Raw genomic sequence first — 18,630 nt, 5'->3', positions numbered from 1 at the left:
TCGTCTCGATCCTGCGCCTGTGCGCGGCGCTTTTCGTGTCGTGATGCGGCGCAAGCCGGCCGCCGGCCTGATGCTCAGTCCGTGCGCGCGTCGATCAGCCGGACGAGCGCGAGCATCGTCTCGGTATGCGGCACCGCGACGCCCGTTTCGCGCGCGGCCGCCACGACCTTGCCGGCGATCGCGTCGATTTCCGTGCGGCGGCCCGCCAGCACGTCCTGCAGCATCGACGGACGATGGCCGCGATGTTCGCTGATCGCATGCTCGACGTTGCGCGCAATGCGCTCTCCATCGACGGCGATGCTGTTCGCTCGGGCGACGGCGGCCGTCTCGGCAGCAATCGCGAGCGCGAGACGCGGCCCATCTTGATGATGGCCGAGCTGGTCGACCGAGCAGCCGGTCGCCGCGCACACCGTGTTGAGCGCCGCGTTGAATGCGACTTTTTCCCAGATCGCGGCCCAGACGTCGGTGTCCAGCGTACACGCAAGCCCTGCGCGCGACAGCGCATCGGCCACGGTCGTCGCGAACGGACACGCCGCGCCGTCAGCCGTCATCATGCGGATCGTGCCCGCGCCGTGCGAGCGCACGTGTGCAGGGCCGGCCGCATCGGCCGGCCATGTCGTCACGCCGACCAGGATGCGCTCGAGCGGCACGAACGCATTCAGCGTCTCGACGTTGCCGAGTCCGTTCTGCAGCGTCAGCACGATCGTGTTCGGCGACAGCAGCGCACGCACACCGTCGAGCGCGGTACGCGTATGCAGCGACTTCGTGAAAACGATCAGCAGGTCGAACGGTGTGTCGGGCGATGCCAGCGCATCCGCATTGGCCGCTTCCGGCCGTACGGCCTGCAGTGTGCGAATGCGCCGCTCGCCGCGGTCGTCGTCGATGCGCAGCCCGTCGCGGCGGATCGCGTCGAGATGGGCGTCGTTCACGTCGATCAGCGTGACGGTTTCGCCGCGCTCGGCGAGCAACCCGCCGAATAGCGAGCCCATCGCGCCCGCGCCCAGAATCGCAATCTTCATCGTCGTCGGCCTCGTCAGAACGGGTAGTGGCGCGGTGCGGTCTGCACGGTGATCCAGCGCAGGTCCGTGAACGCGGCGATGCCGGCTTTTCCGCCGAAGTGGCCGAAGCCGCTGTCCTTCACGCCGCCGAACGGCATCTGCGCCTCGTCGTGCACGGTCGGGCAGTTCACGTGGCAGATACCCGATTCGATGCGTGCCGCGACGCGCAGCGCACGCGCGACGTCGCGGCTGAACACGGCCGACGACAACCCGAATGCGTTGTCGTTCGCGCAGCGGATCGCGGCTTCTTCGCCATCGACGCGCACGATGCCCTTCACCGGGCCGAACGATTCTTCCGCATAAATGCGCATCGCTGGCGTCACATGGTCGAGCAGCGTCGCCGGAAACAGCGTGCTGTCGGCCTTGCCGCCGCACAGCAGCGTCGCGCCGTGCGCGAGTGCATCGTCGATCAGCGCGTTGCAGCGCTCGACGGCTTTCATGTCGATCAGCGAACCGAGCACGACGGGCCCGTTGCGCGGATCGCCGAGCGGCAGCGATGCGGCCTTGTCGGCAAGCTTCGCGGCGAACGCATCGGCGATCGACGCGTCGACGACGATGCGCTCGGTCGACATGCAGATCTGCCCGGAATTCGCGAACGCGCCGAACGCGGCGGCCGCAACCGCGGCGTCGAGATCGGCATCGTCGAGCACGACGAACGGCGCCTTGCCGCCGAGCTCCAGCACCGACGGCTTCAGGTAGCGTGCGCAGGCCTCCGCGACGATCCGGCCGACCCGCGTCGAGCCCGTGAAATTCACGCGGCGCACGGCCGGATGCGCGATCAGCGCATCGACGACGGCGCCCGCATCCTCCGGCGCGTTCGTCACGAAGTTGACGACGCCCGGCGGCAGCCCGGCCTCCTGCAGCGCCTCGACGATCAGCCCGTGCGTGACCGGGCACAGCTCCGAGCCCTTCAGCACGACCGTGTTGCCGCACGCGAGCGGCAGCGCGAGCGCGCGCGTCGCGAGAATCACCGGGGCATTCCACGGCGCGATGCCGAGCACGACGCCGGCCGGCTGCCGCACGCCCATCGCGAGCGAACCAGGCACGTCGGACGGAATCAGTTCGCCGCCGACCTGCGTGGTCAGCGACGCGGCCTCGACGAGCCCGCTCGCGGCGAGATGCACGTTGAAGCCGGCCCACAACGCGGACGCGCCCGTCTCGGCCGCCATCGCCGCGACGAACTGCTCGTGCTTCGCTTCGAGCGCGGCGGCCGCCTTCAGCAGCAACGCACGACGCGCGCCGGGGCCGAGCGCGGCCCACTCGGGAAACGCGCGGGCGGCCGCGTCGGCCGCCGCACGCGCATCGTCGACGGTGCACGCGGGCGCGGTGGACGCGACTTCGCCGTCGAGCGGGTTACGGCGCACGAAGGTCGCGCCGCTGGACGAGTGGCGGCGTTCGCCGCCGATCAGCATCGATACGGTTTGCATGGATTCTCCGGAAAGACGCGCACCGCGCGTCAGGCAATCTCGACTTCGACGACGACCGGCGTCGCCGCACGCAGCGCGTCGGTCAACGTATCGCGCAGCTGCGCCGCATCGGCCACGCGCACGCCGCGGCAGCCCATCCCTTGCGCGAGCGCGACGAAATCCAGGTCCGGCAGATCGGTGCCCTGCACGGGATCGTCCGGACCGAAGCCGAACACCGGCGCGAAATCCTGCAGCGCCGCGTAACGGCGATTGTTCAGGATCACGAACGTGATCGGCAGCTTCAGCTGCGCGGCGCTCCACAGCGCCTGGATCGAATACAGGCTCGAGCCGTCGCCGATCAGCCCGATCACGCGCCGCCCGGGGTGCGCAAGCGCGACGCCGACGGCGGCCGGCATCCCGTAGCCGAGCCCGCCGCTGTCCATCGTGTAGAACGTGCCGCTGCGCGTGAACGGCAGGTGTTCCTGCATCACCGGCCGCGCACTCGGCGCCTCCTCGACGACGATGTCGTGCGCGTCGCGCACGTCGGCGAGCGTCTGCAGCGCGAATGCGACCGACATGCGCTCACCGACGGCCGGCGCGTCGACGCGCGCACGCGGTGCGCGCGGCGCGGGCATCGGCCGCTCGGGCGGCGCCGGACGCGCCAGCAGGTCGCGCGCGGCAAGCCGCAGGTTGCCGACGACCGCGTCGCCCGACGGCGTCCACGCGGCGATGCCCGGATCGTCGACGAGCTGCACGAGCGCGGCGCCCGGCGGCACGTGCGGGCCGAAGCCTTCGATGTGATAGGTGAACGCGGGCGCGCCGAACGCGAACACGAGGTCGTGCCCGTCGAGCCGCGCGACGATCTTCTCGCGGATCGCGGGCAGGAAGCCGGCGAACAGCGGATGATCCTCGGGGAAGCTGCAGCGCCCCGACATCGGCGCGACGTACACTCGCGCACGGTGCCGCTCGGCGAGCCGCACGACGTCGTCCCACGCACCCGCGCGATCGACGGCCGCGCCGACCACGAGCGCGGGACGCCGCGCGGCGTCGAGCGCGTCGCCGAGCCGCGCGAGCGCGTCGGGATCGGGCCGCACGACGCTGCTGACCTCGCGGCGCGGCAGCAGCTCGGCCGGCTGGTCCCAGTCGTCGACGGGGATCGACACGAACACGGGGCCGCGCGGTTCCTGCATCGCGATGCGGTACGCCCGTGCGATCGCGGCCGGCACGTCCTGCGCGCGCGCCGGCTCGATGCTCCACTTCACGTACGGCTTCGGCAGCTCGGTGGCCTGCGTCGCGCCGAGGAACGGATCGAACGGCAGGATCGCGCGCGCCTGCTGGCCCGCGGTGACGATCAGCGGCGTGCGGTTCTTGAATGCGGTGAAAAGATTGCCCATCGCATTGCCGACACCCGCCGCCGAATGCAGATTGACGACCGCCGCGTTGCCGGTCGCCTGCGCATGACCGTCGGCCATCCCGACCACGACGGCCTCCTGCAGGCCGAGCACGTAATGAAAATCGTCCGGGAAATCGCGGAACATCGGCAGCTCGGTCGAGCCGGGATTGGCGAACACGCGGTCGATGCCGAACTGGCGGAACAGGTCGATCACCGCATCACGAACGGTGACCGGTGCGGCGGATGGGGGCGGATGGCCGGACATGCTCGGTTGTCTCCTCGATGGCTTGGCGGTTTCCACAGTATCGAAGTGCAAGCCATTCTCGGATACTGTATTTTTTGCGATAAGCCATTACATTCCGGCATGACTTTCGATCTCCGACAATTGCGCGCCTTCACGACGATCGTCGCGTGCGGCAGCCTCGGCCGCGCGGCCGACGCGCTGCACGTGACGCAACCGGCGCTGAGCCGGATCCTGAAGCGGCTCGAGGACCAGGTCGGCGCGCCGCTGTTCGAGCGCCACTCGAAGGGCGTGCAGCTCACCGCGTTCGGCGAAGCGCTGCTGCCGCACGCGACGCTGCTGCAGCACGAGGCCGAGCACGCGCGCGAGGAACTCGACGCGATGCGCGGGCTGGCGAAGGGCACGATCAAGGTCGGTGCGGTGGGCAGCATCGCGAGCCTCGTACTGCCGGTCGCGGTCGGCCGCGTGCTCGACCGCTGGCCGAACCTGCGCGTCGAGATCCTCGAAGGCGTGTGGGACCGGCTCGCCGAAGGGTTGCACAAGCACGAGATCGATCTCGCGTTGTCCGCGCACGGGCCCGACACCGACGAGATCGTCGCGATTCCCGAGTGCCGCTGGGAAGATCGCAGCCATATCGTTGCGGCGCCGCAGCATCCGCTGCGCGCGCTCGGCCGCGCGCCGACGCTCGCCGATACGCTGCACGCGCGCTGGGCGATCCCGCCGCGCGGCACCGCGCCGTTCGACCACATGCGCGCGACCTTCGACGCGCACGGGCTCGCGCTGCCCGACATCGCGGTCGAGACCCGCTCGGTCACGACGCTGAAGAGCCTCGTCGCGCATGCCGGCTTCCTGAGCTGGATGGCCGAGCCGATGTACGGCGCCGAGCAGCGCGCCGGCACGATCGACACGCTGCCCGTGCGCGAGGTCGTCGCGGTGCGCACGCTCACCGCGTTCCGGCGCCGCCACGGGATCCTGCCGGGGCCGGCCGGCAAGCTGCTCGAAGAACTCGTCGCGTTGACGCGCGAGGGGCGCTGACGGCGACAAGGCCGGCGGCCCTTCGCGCCCTTCGCGCCCTCCCTGGCCTCCCTTCCCACCGCAGCGCACCATCGAAATGCCGTTTCCCCGCCTTGACTTTCGCTCGCCCGAATACGATCATTCGCTCACACAAAGAGCAAATGATCGTATTCGATTGAAAAGACTGGCACGAACAGGAGACACCGGATGAGCGAATCGCCCTCCGCCCGCGCGCCCGTGCTGCTGCACATCGGCGCCGGCTCGTTTCACCGCGCGCACCAGGCGTGGTATCTGCATCGCGTGAACGCGGCCGTGCCGGCCGACGAACGCTGGTCGCTGACCGTCGGCAACATCCGCGACGACATGCGCGCGACGATGGACGCGCTCGCCGCGCAGCACGGCGCCTACACGCTCGAAACCGTCACGCCGCAAGGCGAGCGCGCGTACGAGACGATCCGCGCGATCACCCACGTGCTGCCGTGGTCGATCGACCTCGCCGCGCTGATCGATGCCGGCGCCGATCCGGCGTGCCGGATCGTGTCGTTCACCGTCACCGAAGGCGGCTACTACCTCGACGAACACAACCGGCTCGACATCGCGAACACCGATCTCGCCGCCGACCTGCAGGGCACGCGCACGACGCTGTACGGCGCGCTCGCGGCGCTGCTCGCCGAACGCGTGAAGCGCGGCGCGGGCCCGCTCACGCTGCAGAGCTGCGACAACCTGCGCAACAACGGCGCGCGCTTTCGCGCGGGGATGCGCGAATTCCTCGAGCGGCGCGGTGAAACCGCCCTCCTCGCGTGGTTCGACGCGAACGTCGCGACGCCGAGCGCGATGGTCGACCGCATCACGCCGCGCCCCACCGCCGACGTGCGCGAGCGCGTGCGCGCGGCCACCGGCGTCGACGACGCGTGCCCGGTGATGGGCGAATCGTTCATCCAGTGGGTGATCGAGGACCGCTTCGCGGCCGGCCGGCCGCGCTGGGAGCTGGCCGGCGCGGAACTGGTCGACGACGTGCATCCGTACGAGGAAGCGAAGATCCGCATCCTCAACGCGACGCACAGCTGCATCGCGTGGGCCGGCACGCTCGCGGGCTACACGTATATCCACGAAGGCACGCGCGACGCGGCGATCCGCCGCTTCGCGCACGACTACGTGACGCAAAACGTGATCCCGTGCCTCAGCCCGAGCCCGCTCGATCTCGAACGCTACCGCGACGTCGTGCTCGAACGCTTCGGCAACCCGTACGTGCTCGACACGAACCAGCGCGTCGCGGCCGACGGCTTCTCGAAGATTCCCGGCTTCATTGCACCGACGCTCGTCGAATCGTTCGCGCGCGGCGTGACGCCGGCCGCCACCGCCGTGTTGCCGGCGCTGTTCCTGCGCTTTCTCGAACGCTGGGCGCGCGGCTTGCTGCCGTATGCATATCAGGACGGCGTGATGGACGAAAACACCGCTCGGGCGATCGTCGAGGCCGACGACCCAGTCGTCGCGCTATGCGCGAGCCGCGCGCTGTGGGGCTCGCTCGCCGGCAACGCGGCGCTGTTCGAAGCGCTGCGCGCCGGGCTCGCACGGGTCGACGCATGGCTCGCGCAGCGCTGATGCGCGGCCCCGGCGCCCGGCAGCCGGCCGCCCGCGAGCGGCTGCGCATCCGGGCGAACCTGCGTTGGCTGCGCGCCTGCGCGCGGCTAAAGTAGCGGCTCCTCACTGACGGAACGGAACGCTCATGTATCTCGGCATCGACCTCGGCACCTCGGAAGTGAAGGTGCTGCTGCTTGCCCCGGACGGCACGGTGGTCGGCACCGCGGGCACGCCGTTCAGCGTGTCGCGGCCGCACCCGCGCTGGGCGGAACAGCATCCGGACGACTGGTGGCAAGGCACGCTCGCCGCGCTCGCGGCGCTGCGCGAGCGGCATCCGCAGGCATTCGCGCAAGTGCGCGGAATCGGCCTGTCGGGCCAGATGCACGGCGCGGTGCTGCTCAGCCGCGACGACCGCGTGCTGCGCCCCGCGATCCTGTGGAACGACATGCGCTGCGCCGACGAGTGCGCGCTGCTCACCGAACGCGCGCCCGATCTCCACGCGCTGGCCGGCAATCTCGCGATGCCCGGCTTCACCGCGCCGAAGCTGCTGTGGGTCGCGAAGCACGAACCCGACGTGTTCGCCGCGACCGCATGCGTGCTGATGCCGAAGGACTACCTGCGCTTCCGGCTCACCGGGGCGAAGGTGTCCGATCCGTCCGACGCGGCCGGCACGCTGTGGCTCGACGTCGCGCGCCGCGACTGGTCCGACGCACTGCTTGCCGCGTGCAACATGACGCGCGACCAGATGCCCCGCATCGTCGAAGGCAACGCGCCGTCCGGCACGCTGCGTGCGGACGTCGCGCGCGAGCTCGGGCTGTCGGAGGCCGTCGTGGTGGCGGGCGGCGGCGGCGACAATGCGACGAGCGCGCTCGGCATCGGCGCGATCCACGCCGGCGACGGCTTCGTGTCGCTCGGCACGTCGGGCGTGCTGAGCGTGGTCGGCGACCGATTCATGCCGAACTCCGCATCGGCCGTGCATGCGTTCTGCCACGCGATTCCCGATCGCTGGCAACTGATGAGCGTCGTGCTGTCGGCCGCGAGCTGCCTGCGCTGGGTCTGCAAGCTGACCGGCACCGACGAGCCGGCGCTGCTCGCCGAAATCGAGGCGCTCGACGCGAACGCGCTCGCGACGGCGCCGCTGTTCCTGCCCTACCTGTCCGGCGAACGCACGCCGCACAACGATCCGTACGCGCAGGGCGTGTTCTTCGGGATGACGCATGCGACCGAACGCGCGCATCTCGGCTACGCGGTGCTCGAAGGCGTGACGCTCGGCCTCGCGGACGGCCTCGACGCACTGCACGCGGCCGGCGTCGAAACCGACCGGCTGTCGCTGATCGGCGGCGGCGCGCGCAGCGCGTTCTGGGCGCAACTGATCGCAGACGCGCTGAACGTGCGCACGCGCCAGCACGGCGGCGGCGAAACGGGCGCGGCGCTCGGCGCGGCGCGGCTGGGCTGGCTCGCCGTAGGCGGCGATCCGCATACGGTACTGACCAAGCCGCCGGTGCGCGCCGAATACGCACCCGACGCCGCCCGTCATGCACTGCTGCGCGAGCGCCTCGACGCATTCCGCGCGCTGTATCACCACGTGCGCCCGCTTTACGAACCGTCGCGCGCGCGGCTCGCGTAAGCGCCGCCGCGGCCATCGGCCGCGCCCGGCATGCGTTACAGTGGATGCCGTTGCGCGGCCCGATGGCCGGCCCAGATCCGAACCGAACCGCTATCGTGTCCAAGTCCTCAGAAAAACTCGATCTCGCCACGCGTGCCGCGTGGCTCTACTACGTCGCGGGCGACACGCAGAACGAAATCGCCGAGAAGCTGCAGGTGTCGCGCCCGGTCGCGCAGCGCCTGGTCGCGTTCGCGGTCGAGAAGAACCTGATCCGCGTGCGCGTCGATCACCAGCTCGCCGACTGCCTCGATCTCGGCGCGCAACTGTCGAAACGCTACGGGCTCGCGATGTGCGAAGTCGTGCCCGTCGATGCCGATGCGGCCGACGCGATCGACCGCAAGCTCGCGGTCGCCGGCGCGCAGGTGATGGAGCGCTACCTGAACGAAACGCGGCCGATGGTGATCGCCGTCAGCAGCGGCCGCACGCTGAAGGCAGCGGTCGCGCAGATCGCGCAGATCGAGCGGCCGCAGCATCGCCTCGTGTCGATGGTCGGCGCGATCGCGGCCGACGGCTCGTCGAACCGCTACGACGTCGCGCAGTACATTTCCGAGAAGACGGGCGGCAAGCACTTCCTGCTGCCCGCGCCGCTGTTCGCCGACAGCGACGGCGAGCGTGCGCAATGGTGCAATCACCGGCTGTACCGGATCGTCGACGCGCTGTCGGCGCAGGCCGACGTCGCGTTCGTCGGGATCGGCAACATCGGCCCGCACTGCCCGCTCTACGAGGACGGCTTCATCACCGAACAGGAGCGCGACGAGATGACCGCGCTCGGCGCGGTGGCCGAACTGCTCGGCGTGCCGATCGATGCGCAGGGCAAGCTGATCGACGTGTCGACCAGTGCGCGCGTGACGAGCGTCGCGCTCGACACGCCGCCGAAGCGCCCGACGATCGCGTTCGCGGGCGGCCCGAAAAAGCACGACGCGGTGATCGCCGCGCTGCGCGGCGGCTGGCTGTCGGGGCTCGTCACCGACGAGACCTGCGCGCGCGCGGCGCTCGACGCGAAGGCGGCCTGACGCCGCCGCACGCTCACCCTCCCCTCACCTTCATGCGGCCGCGGCCGCGCGCGACTCCGGAAACGCCGACCGGCCGGCGCGTGCCGCGGCGCGCGGCAGGCGCGACGAGCGCGCTGCCGCATGCTCGTGCATCAAGCCGCCTTCGCGTGCGCGCTCAGCCGGCGCAGCGCCTGCCCGTGCTCGTCGAACAGGTGGCAGTGCCCGGCCTGCGCATGCACGTGCAGTGCCTCACCGGTGCGGTACGTGTCGAGCGGCGGGATCCGCGCGATCAGTCCGTCCGGTGCGACCGCCGACTCCGCATACAGATACGCGGCATCGCCGAGCGACTCGACGGCCATCGTCCGCGCGTCGACGCCGGTCGCCGTCGCCCCCACCAGCAGATGCTCGGGCCGCACGCCGACGGTCACGGCCGCGCCGCGCTGCAACCCGGCCGAGTCGACCGCGACGCGCTGCGTCTCGCCGCTGCCGAAGCGCACCAGCACGCCGGTCGCATCGACCGACTCGACCGTGCCCTTCAGGAAGTTCATCTTCGGCGAGCCGATGAAGCCCGCGACGAACTGGTTCGCCGGCGCGTGGTACAACTCGTTCGGCGTGCCGACCTGCTGCACCGCGCCGCCCGACAGCACGACGATCTTGTCGGCGAGCGTCATCGCCTCGACCTGGTCGTGCGTCACGTAGATCATCGTCGTCTTCAGCTCGTCGTGCAGCCGCGCGAACTCCAGCCGCATCTTCACGCGCAGTGCGGCATCGAGGTTCGACAACGGCTCGTCGAACAGAAACACCTTCGGCTTGCGCGTGATCGCGCGGCCGATCGCCACGCGCTGCCGCTGGCCGCCCGACAGCTGCTTCGGCTTGCGGTCGAGCAGGTGATCGATGTGCAGGATCTTCGCGGCCTGCTTCACCGCCTGGTCGATCTCGGGCTTCTTCGCGCCGGCGAGCTTCAGGCCGAACGCCATGTTGTCGTACAGCGTCATGTGCGGGTACAGCGCATACGACTGGAACACCATCGCGATGCCGCGCTTCGCGCTCGGCACCTCGTTGACCTTCGCGCCGTCGATCAGCAGGTCGCCGCTCGAGATGTCCTCGAGCCCGGCGATCATCCGCATCAGCGTGGATTTGCCGCAGCCGCTCGGCCCGACGAACACGACGAATTCGCCGTCGGCGATGTCGAGGTTCACGTTGCGCAGCACTTCGGTGTCGTCGTAGCGCTTCGCGATGTTGCGCAAGAGCACGCTTGCCATGATCTGTCTCCGTTCGTTCGTGATGCGCCGCCTTGCACGCGGCGCGCAATCGTTCGTGGTTGCTAGCTCGGCAGCACGGCGCCGGTCGCCTGCCAGCGCGCGACGTAGCCGGGCAGCTCGTGCATGTCGTCGAATACGTGACGCGCGCCGATCCCGCGCAGCGCGTCGATCTGCGCGGCCGACGCATGCCCGCCGCCGACGAAGCCGAGCACGGTCATGCCGGCCGCGGCGGCCGCGGTGATGCCGGTCACGCTGTCCTCGACGACAAGGCATTGCGCGGGCGCCGCGCCGAGCGCGTGCGCGGCCGCGAGATACACGTCGGGCGCCGGCTTCGGCCTGGCGACCGCATCCGCGCAGAACAGCCGATCGCTGAAGAAGCGCGCGAGGCCCGTGCGCGCAAGCGCCGCCTCGACATATGCGCGGTAGCTGTTGCTCGCGCATGCCGTCGTCAGCCTGATCGCCGCGAGTGCCGTATCGATGCCGTCGACCATCGGCGCGTTGACCGCCGCCGCCTCGACCGCGCGGCGAATCGCGTCGACGTCGTCGGCCGACAGCGGGCGGCCGACCGCATCGGCGGCACCGGCCAGCACGCGCTCGATGCGCAGCCCGAGCAGCGGCATCACGGCCGGCCGCGCATCGACGCCCGGCCAGCGCGCGTCGAGCTCGCGCACGATCACGTCGGCGGCGACGGCCTCGCTGTCGATCAGCACGCCGTCGCAATCGCAGATCAGCACGTTCACACCTGCACCTGCCGCGCCTTTGCCGGCCGCGCTCATTTGACCGCTCCGAACGTGAGCCCGCGCACGAGCTGCTTCTGCGACAGCCAGCCGACGATCAGGATCGGCGCGACCGCGAGCAGGGACGCGGCGGACAGCTTCGCCCAGAACAAGCCTTCGGGGCTCGAGTACGACGCGATGAACACGGTCAGCGGCGCGGCGTTCGAGCTCGACAGGTTGATGCTCCAGAACGCCTCGTTCCACGACAGGATCACGAGCAGGAGCGCGGTGGAGGCAAGCCCCGGCAGCGCCATCGGCATCAGCAGGTAGACGATCTCCTGCCACGTCGACGCGCCGTCGATGCGCCCGGCTTCGAGGATGTCCTTCGGGATCTCGTTGAAGTACGTGAAGGTCATCCACACCGCGATCGGCAGGTTGATCAGCGTGTAGACGATCACGAGGCCCGACACCGTGTCGAGCAGCCCCGCGTTCTTCCACAGCAGGTAGATCGGCACGAGCACGCCGACCGACGGCATCATCTTGGTCGACAGCATCCACAGCAGCACCTTCTGCGTGCGGTGGTTCGGGAAGAACGCCATCGCGTACGCGGCTGGCACCGCGAGCAGCAGCGAGATCACCGTGACGCCCGCCGAGATCAGCACCGAGTTCCATGCGAACGCAAAGTAGTTGCTGCGCGCGAACACCTCGCGGAAGCTGTCGAGCGTCGGCATGAAGAACAGCGTCGACGCATACGCCTGCTGCTCGGTCTTGAACGCGGTGATCGCCATCCAGAAGATCGGGAAGAACAGCAGCAGCGCGATCAGCCATGCCAGCGCGCCGGGCAGCGCGCGCCGCACGCGGTCGAACGGAGCCGGCGCGCGCCGGCCTTCGAAAGTCAGGTCGCTCATTTCTCGTACTCTCCCTTCAGGTTGCGCGCGAGCATCCGCACCAGGAAGAACGACACGACGTTCGCGACCACCACGGCGATGATCCCGCCCGCGGACGCGAGGCCGACGTCGAACTGCTGCAGGCCGAGCGCGTAGATCAGGTACGACAGGTTGGTCGTCGCATCGCCCGGGCCGCCGCCGGTGGTCGTGTAGATCTCCGCGAAGATCGACAGCAGGAAGATCGTCTCCATCATCACGACCACGGCGATCGCGCGCTTCAGGTGCGGCAGCGTGATGTAGAAGAACATCGCGATCGGGCCCGCGCCGTCGATGCGCGCGGCTTCCTTCTGCTCCTGGTCGAGCGACTGGATCGCGGTGAACAGGATCAGGAACGCGAACGGCAGCCACTGCCACGCGACGATCATGATCACGGCGGTGAGCGGGTAATCGGCGAACCAGTCGATCGGCGTCATCCCGAGCGCGCGCATCGCGTTCGCGACGAGCCCGTACACCGGGTGCAGGATCATGTTCTTCCAGATCAGCGACGCGACCGTCGGCATCACGAAGAACGGCGCGATCGCGAGCAGCCGCGCGATGCCCTGCCCGTAGAACTTGCGGTCGAACAGCACGGCCATCAGCACGCCGCCGACCACCGTGATCGCGAGCACCGCGCCGATCAGCACGAGCGTGTGCCAGATCGCGGGCAGGAACGACGGATCGGTCGCGAGGAAGCGGTAGTTGTCGAGGCCCGCGAAACCCTTCACGTCCGGGTTCAGCAGGTTGTAGCGCGAGAACGAATACCAGATCGTCATCGCGAGCGGAATCGACATCCACAGCAGCAGCACCGCGACGGACGGCGAGACGAGCCAGCTCGCGCCGCCGCGCGCGCGGCGCGGCGCGCCCGGCGGCGACGACGCGTCGCCAACCGACGGCGCGTGGCTCAGGGGAAGACGTAAATGACGCATGATCGGAGTCCCTCCGGTTGAGACGCGGGCGCGAACGGCCGGCCCGCCTTTCTGCTTCGGCGATGTGCACCGTGCGCATGCATGCGCACGGTGCGGGCCGCGTTACTTCTTGTAGCCGGCCTGCCGGGCCGCGCGGTCGGCGGCGGCCTGCCCGGCGGCGAGCGCCTGGTCGACCGTCATCTGGCCGGCGACCGCGCCCGCGATCGACTGGCCCACCACCGTGCCGAACGACTGGAATTCAGGAATCCCGACGTACTGCACGCCCGTGTACGGCACCTTCTTCAGCGACGGATCGTTCGGGTCGGCCGTCTCGATCGCCTTCAGCACGAAGTCCGAGAACGGCGCGGCGGCCTTGTATTCGGGGCGCTGGTAGGTCGACGTGCGCGTGCCCGGCGGCACCGACGCCCAGCCCTCGTCCTTGCCGGCCATCTCGATGTACTGCTTGGACGTCGCCCACGCGATGAACTTGCGCGCGGCGTCCTGCTGCTTCGACGTCTTCGGTACGGCCAGCGCCCACGCCCACAGCCAGTGCGAGCCCTTCGGCGTGGCGGCGACCGGCGCGGCCGCGAAGCCGATCTTGTCGGCGACCTGCGACTGCTGTTTGTTATAGAGCATCCCGGCCGCGACCGTCGCGTCGATCCACATCGCGCACTTGCCCGACGCGGTCAGGGTCAGGTTCTCGTTGAAGCCGTTCGAGCTCGCTCCCGGCGGGCCGTCCTTCTTCAGCAGGTTCACGTAGAAACCGATCGCCTTCTTCCATTCGGGCGACGTCAGCTGCGCGTTCCAGTTCTCGTCGAACCAGCGCCCGCCGAACGTGTTCACGACGGTCGACACGTACGCCATGTTCTCGCCCCAGCCGGCCTTGCCGCGCAGGCAGATCCCGTAGGTGCCCTTCGCCTTGTCGGTGAGCTTGTCCGCGAACTCGGCGATCTGGTCGTAGGTCGGCTGGTCGGGCATCTTGAGCCCCTTCGCCGCGAACAGGTCCTTGCGGTAGAACGTCATCGAGCTTTCGACGTAGAACGGCAGCGCATACAGCTGGCCGTTGTACGACAGGCTGTCGCGCGCGGTCTTCACGATGTCGTTCAGGTCGTAGTCGGCCGGCAGGCCCGTCATCGGCGCGAGCCAGCCGCGCTTGCCCCACTGCGGCGTCTCGTAGGTGCCGATCGCCATCACGTCGAACTGGCCGCTGCCGGTCGTGATGTCGGTGGTCGCGCGCTGGCGCAGCACGTTCTCCTCGAGGATCACCCAGTTCAGCTTGATGTCCGGGTTTGCCTTCTCGAACGCCGGCGACAGCTTCTTCAACTCGATCATGTCCGGGTTGTTCAGCGTCGCGATCGTCAGCGTGCCGGCGGACGCCGCGCACGCGGCCGTCGCGAGCGCGGCTCCGGCGAAGCAGCGTGCGGCGGCGTAGCGCATCTTTCGTTGCATGGCATGTCTCCTGTGATTGTTCGAACTGTCGTCGGTGTTGCGTGTCTCGTGTCTCGTATTGCTGCGCTTCCTTCGCGGCCCGTCACGCCGGCCGCTGCATGCCGCACGCGCGCGCATAGTGCGCGATCACGTCGCGTATCCGGTGGCGCACCCAAGCACGCGGCTCCTTCGCGAGGCCGCCCGCGCGGCACGCCGCGTACACGTCCGGCAGCCACTGCGCGACGAGCGTTTCGGGCACCGGCTGGCGCGCGAGGTTTGCGAACAGCTGCTCGACCGCCGCCGCGACCGCCGGCTGCAGCCAGTAGTAGCGGATCCGGTCGCTGTAGCTGAACTGCCGCGCGAGCCGCTGCTCGGTCTCGTCGCCGCGGTAATACGGCGCCCAGTGCTCGGGTTGCGCGCGCATCGCCGCATCGACCACGTCGCGCAGCCGCGAGCGCATCGCGACGTCGTCGATCAGCGCGTCCTCGATGAAGGTGAGCGCGAACAGCGCCTCGCGCAGCGCGAAGGTCAGCGCGGGGCCGACCTTCAACACCGCGAAGTGGTCGCGCACGAGCGCGGCGAGCGCGCCTTCGGTCTGGTAATCGGTCGAATGCGCTTCGAACACGAGGCGCGGCGTGTGCAGGATGCTCGCGCCGAGCGACGCGGCCTTCGTGCTGTCGTAGTCGAGCACGTGACGATCATCGAAGTCGACGCCCGGCTGCGCGACGATGGCGACCACGCGGGCCCATGCTTCGTCGAGCCCGGCCGCCGCGAATGCGTCGCGGTGCGCGTCGAGCGTCGCGGCGATGCTGTCGCTGCGCGTGACCGCGATCCGCGCGATCGCGGCGCCGCCCGCGTCGCCTGCCACCTCGCCGCCCGGCGTCGGCACCTCGGTGCCGATCACGTAGACGGGTGCGACACCGGCGCGTGCCGCCGCGTCCTCCGCCGCGCGGCACAGCCCGGCCGCGCGCGCGGCGATCGTACGATCGTCGAGCCGCACCGGATCGTCCGCGCAGGCCATGCTCGCGTCGAGGTGGATCTTCTCGAAACCGGCTTCGACATAAGCCGCGACCATCGCGGCCGCTTCGCGCATCGCATCGGCCGCGCGGCGGTGCCGCCACGGATTCGGTCCGAGATGGTCGCCGCCGAGCACGAGCGCCGACGGTGCGAGCCCGCAACGCAGCGCGATCGCGTCGACGTCGCGCCGGAAATCGGCGGGCGTCATGCCCGTATAGCCGCCGAGATGATTCACCTGGTTGCAGGTCGCCTCGATCAGCAGCGGCGAGCCGTCCGCGCGCGCGGCTTCGCACGCGGCCTCGAGCACGAGCCGGTGCGCGCTGCAGATCGAATAGATGCCGCGCTGCGCATCCGCGCGGTTCGCGTCGAAGATCATCCGCAGCACGGCGTCGGCGTGCGCGGAGCGCGAGCGTTCAGCGGTGGGGGTCAGGCCGGACATGCGATACCTCGCTCGGTCAGGAAGCGGTCGATTTCAGTCGCACTGCTGTTGCCTTCCATCGGGCCGCGCCGCGTGACGGCGATCGCGCCGGCCGCGTTCGCACGGCGCAGCGCGACGTCGATCGGCATGCCGGCGACGAGACTCGCGACCAGCGTGCCGCCGAAGCAGTCGCCCGCACCGGTCGGATCGCGTTCGTCGACCGGCCAGGCCGGTGCCTCGACGCGGCTCGTGCGCTCGAACGCGACGCTGCCGGCCGCGCCGCGCTTGAGCACGACCCGCTCGAGCAGCGGATGCGTCGCGAGCAGCCCCGCGATCGCGCGCTCGGCCGGCTGCGGCCCGCAGAAGAACGGCAGGTCGGCCTCGCTCGGCAGGAACAGGTGACACGCGGCGAGCATCGCATCGAGCGCCGCGCGCATCGGGCGGAAGCTCAGCATCTCGGGCCGCACGTTCGGGTCGAACGACACCTTCGCGCCGGCGCGCGCCGCCTCGATCACGCCGCGCTGCACCGCGGCGATCGCCGCTTCGCTCGTCAACGACGAGCCCATCACGTGGAAGTAACGGCAGCCATCGAACATCGCCGTCGCGACATCGGATGCGTCGATGCACGCGGCCGCGCTGGTAGACAGATTGAAGACGAAGCTGCGCGAGCCGTCGTCGCGATACGCGACGAACGCGGTGCCGGTCGGGCGGGCGACGCGGCGGATGCGTGCAACGTCGACACCGTCACGCTCGAGCCGCGCGACGATCGCGTCGCCGAACGCGTCGCGGCCGACACAACCCGCATACGCGACGCGCACGCCGAGCCGCGCGGCCTGGTCGGCGAAGATCGCCGGCGCGCCGCTCGGGAACGGGCCGGTGAACAGGCCCGGCGTGTCGAAACCCTGGCCGCGCTCGGCGGCGACGAATTCGGCCAGCAGTTCGCCGGCGATCACGATCTCGGCCATCATGCGAGCCCTCGTGCGGCGGCGGCCGCGCGCAGCGGATCCGCCTGGGTTGCGCGTGCGAGCGGCGCCACGTCAGCTCATCCAGTTGCCGCCGTCGACGTTCAGCGTCTGGGCGGTGATGTAATCGGCGTCGGCCGACGCGAGGAACAGCGCGGCGCCCGTCAGGTCGCCGGGCACGCCCATCCGGCCGAGCGGCACGGCTTCACCGACAAGCCGCTTCTTCTCGCCGAGCGGCCGGTTCTCGTAGCGCGCGAACAGCGCATCGACCTGCTCCCACATCGGCGTGTCGACCACGCCCGGCGCGATGCCGTTCACGTTGATCCGGTGCGGCGCGAGCGCGAGCGCGGCCGACTGCGTGTAGCTGATCACCGCGGCCTTGGTCGCGCAGTAGTGCGAAACGAGTGCCTCGCCACGACGCCCTGCCTGCGACGACATGTTGACGATCTTGCCGCCGCGCCCCTGCTCGACCATCCGCTGCGCAACCGCCTGCATCAGGAAGAACAACCCTTTCACGTTGACCGCGAACAACCGGTCGAACACGTCCCAGGATTCGTCGAGGAGCGGGCGCATGTCGAACAGCGCCGCGTTGTTGAACAGGATATCGACGCCACCGAAGCGCTCGACGGCGGTGGCGACGATCCGCTCGATGTCGTCACGGCGCGTGACGTCCGCGGTGACGGCCACCGCGCGGCCGGGATTCGCCTCGATCAGCTGCGCGAGCGAACCGCTCGCCGGCTTCACGTCGACCAGCACGCAGCGCGCGCCCTCGTCCAGATAGCGTTGCGCGACCGCTTCGCCGATGCCGCTTGCCGCGCCCGTCAGGATCGCGACCTTGTGTTCCAGTCTCACTGGTTGTCTCCGGTTCGTTCTGCTGCACGAAGGCCGCGAGATGAGCGAACGCTCGCTGGCCGATCAATTGCTCTGTTGTTGGTCGAATGATCGGATACGCGATTCACGCTGTCAAGGCGACATGGCGGCTTTCGATGATGCGCTGCGGCACGGCCGCCCCGGGCGTCGGCCGGCGACCCACGCCTGGCAAGGCGCGGCGCGCTGGGTGCAGCGCGGCTGAAACGGCGATGAAGGGGACGGAGCGGGTGCAGGGGCAGGAATTCGGGCTGCACGCCATGGAGATACGTTATATCATCGCCATACTTCGTTTCATTGCCTGCTTCACGCCATGGCTACCTCATCGCCCATTGACGCCCGGCTGTCCCGGGCCGACGCATTCGCCGCCGAGCACGGGCTCGCGTGGACGCCGCTGCGCCGCCAGGTCTACGAACGCGTGCTGGCCGCGCAGCGCCCGATCGGCGCGTACGACCTGCTCGCCGAGCTCGAGCCGCAGCGCGGCCGCGTGCCGCCGACGACCGTCTATCGCGCGCTGGATTTCCTCGTCGAACACGGCTTCATCCACCGGATCGAATCGAAGAACGCGTTCTTCGCGTGCTGCGAGATCGGCGTGCCGCACGAAGGCCAGTTCCTGATCTGCGATTCGTGCGGCGAGACCGTCGAGATTCCGGGCAGCGACCTCGCGAAGCAGCTGTCCGCGAGCGAGCCCGCGCACGGGTTCGAAGTCCACCACCAGGTCGTCGAGCTGAACGGTCTGTGCGGGCACTGCAAGGGCAAGCCCGCGCAACGCTGACAC

General features: G+C 69.9%; 16 protein-coding genes. 5 read left to right on the top strand and 11 right to left on the bottom strand.

Features of this window, described 5'->3' with window-relative positions; genetic code table 11:
* Positions 1–74: 74 nt before the first annotated feature.
* The 3 genes from GEM_RS04210 to mdlC are packed head-to-tail and all read right to left on the bottom strand — an operon-like array spanning position 75 to position 4,122.
* Entirely contained in the window at positions 75–1,019 is a 945-nt protein-coding gene (locus tag GEM_RS04210; protein ID WP_014896210.1) for a ketopantoate reductase family protein, read from the bottom strand.
* Between the two features lie 14 nt (positions 1,020–1,033).
* Complete coding sequence (locus GEM_RS04205; protein ID WP_014896209.1) at positions 1,034–2,485, bottom strand: aldehyde dehydrogenase; 1,452 nt, start codon at positions 2,483–2,485, stop codon at positions 1,034–1,036.
* Positions 2,486–2,514: 29 nt separating this feature from the next.
* A complete protein-coding gene (gene mdlC, locus GEM_RS04200; RefSeq protein WP_014896208.1) occupies positions 2,515–4,122 on the bottom strand; it encodes a benzoylformate decarboxylase in 1,608 nt (535 codons plus the stop codon).
* Positions 4,123–4,221: 99 nt separating this feature from the next.
* Here mdlC and GEM_RS04195 point away from each other — a divergent pair, with 99 nt between their 5' ends.
* From GEM_RS04195 to GEM_RS04180, 4 genes are all read left to right on the top strand, one after another.
* Positions 4,222–5,133: a LysR family transcriptional regulator gene (locus GEM_RS04195; RefSeq protein ID WP_014896207.1), complete on the top strand. Its 912-nt coding sequence runs from the start codon at positions 4,222–4,224 to the stop codon at positions 5,131–5,133.
* Between the two features lie 186 nt (positions 5,134–5,319).
* Complete coding sequence (dalD, locus tag GEM_RS04190; protein WP_014896206.1) at positions 5,320–6,714, top strand: D-arabinitol 4-dehydrogenase; 1,395 nt, start codon at positions 5,320–5,322, stop codon at positions 6,712–6,714.
* A gap of 124 nt (positions 6,715–6,838) precedes the next feature.
* The gene (gene xylB, locus GEM_RS04185) at positions 6,839–8,320 is read left to right on the top strand and encodes a xylulokinase (protein WP_014896205.1); all 1,482 of its coding nucleotides are present in this window, start codon (positions 6,839–6,841) and stop codon (positions 8,318–8,320) included.
* Between the two features lie 44 nt (positions 8,321–8,364).
* Positions 8,365–9,372, top strand: coding sequence for a sugar-binding transcriptional regulator (locus GEM_RS04180; protein ID WP_014896204.1), 1,008 nt, complete (start codon positions 8,365–8,367; stop codon positions 9,370–9,372).
* A gap of 131 nt (positions 9,373–9,503) precedes the next feature.
* Here GEM_RS04180 and GEM_RS04175 read toward each other — a convergent pair whose 3' ends face one another.
* From GEM_RS04175 to GEM_RS04140, 8 genes are all read right to left on the bottom strand, one after another.
* Positions 9,504–10,613 carry an ABC transporter ATP-binding protein gene (locus GEM_RS04175; RefSeq protein WP_014896203.1) on the bottom strand — a complete coding sequence of 370 codons (1,110 nt, stop codon included), beginning with the start codon at positions 10,611–10,613 and terminating at the stop codon, positions 9,504–9,506.
* Positions 10,614–10,675: 62 nt separating this feature from the next.
* Positions 10,676–11,389: an HAD family hydrolase gene (locus GEM_RS04170; RefSeq protein ID WP_014896202.1), complete on the bottom strand. Its 714-nt coding sequence runs from the start codon at positions 11,387–11,389 to the stop codon at positions 10,676–10,678.
* On the bottom strand, positions 11,386–12,237 hold the full coding sequence (locus tag GEM_RS04165; protein ID WP_014896201.1) for a carbohydrate ABC transporter permease: 852 nt from the start codon (positions 12,235–12,237) through the stop codon (positions 11,386–11,388). Before GEM_RS04165 ends, GEM_RS04170 begins: the two co-directional genes overlap by 4 nt.
* Positions 12,234–13,181: a carbohydrate ABC transporter permease gene (locus tag GEM_RS04160; RefSeq protein ID WP_014896200.1), complete on the bottom strand. Its 948-nt coding sequence runs from the start codon at positions 13,179–13,181 to the stop codon at positions 12,234–12,236. The genes GEM_RS04165 and GEM_RS04160 overlap by 4 nt, the downstream gene beginning before the upstream one ends.
* Positions 13,182–13,283: 102 nt before the next feature.
* On the bottom strand, positions 13,284–14,609 hold the full coding sequence (locus tag GEM_RS04155; protein WP_014896199.1) for an ABC transporter substrate-binding protein: 1,326 nt from the start codon (positions 14,607–14,609) through the stop codon (positions 13,284–13,286).
* Between the two features lie 82 nt (positions 14,610–14,691).
* Complete coding sequence (locus tag GEM_RS04150) at positions 14,692–16,044, bottom strand: D-tagatose-bisphosphate aldolase, class II, non-catalytic subunit (protein ID WP_014896198.1); 1,353 nt, start codon at positions 16,042–16,044, stop codon at positions 14,692–14,694.
* Positions 16,032–16,988: a sugar kinase gene (locus GEM_RS04145; RefSeq protein WP_014896197.1), complete on the bottom strand. Its 957-nt coding sequence runs from the start codon at positions 16,986–16,988 to the stop codon at positions 16,032–16,034. The genes GEM_RS04150 and GEM_RS04145 overlap by 13 nt, the downstream gene beginning before the upstream one ends.
* Positions 16,989–17,060: 72 nt before the next feature.
* Positions 17,061–17,837, bottom strand: coding sequence for an L-iditol 2-dehydrogenase (locus tag GEM_RS04140; protein ID WP_014896196.1), 777 nt, complete (start codon positions 17,835–17,837; stop codon positions 17,061–17,063).
* Positions 17,838–18,165: 328 nt separating this feature from the next.
* On the opposite strand from GEM_RS04140, the gene GEM_RS04135 reads away from it, so the two are divergent.
* Positions 18,166–18,627 carry a Fur family transcriptional regulator gene (locus GEM_RS04135; protein ID WP_014896195.1) on the top strand — a complete coding sequence of 154 codons (462 nt, stop codon included), beginning with the start codon at positions 18,166–18,168 and terminating at the stop codon, positions 18,625–18,627.
* Positions 18,628–18,630 lie beyond the last annotated feature (3 nt).

This window comes from Burkholderia cepacia GG4 (assembly GCF_000292915.1).
In the GTDB taxonomy this organism is placed as follows: domain Bacteria; phylum Pseudomonadota; class Gammaproteobacteria; order Burkholderiales; family Burkholderiaceae; genus Burkholderia; species Burkholderia cepacia_D.
This window is presented reverse-complemented; position numbering and strand designations above follow the sequence as displayed.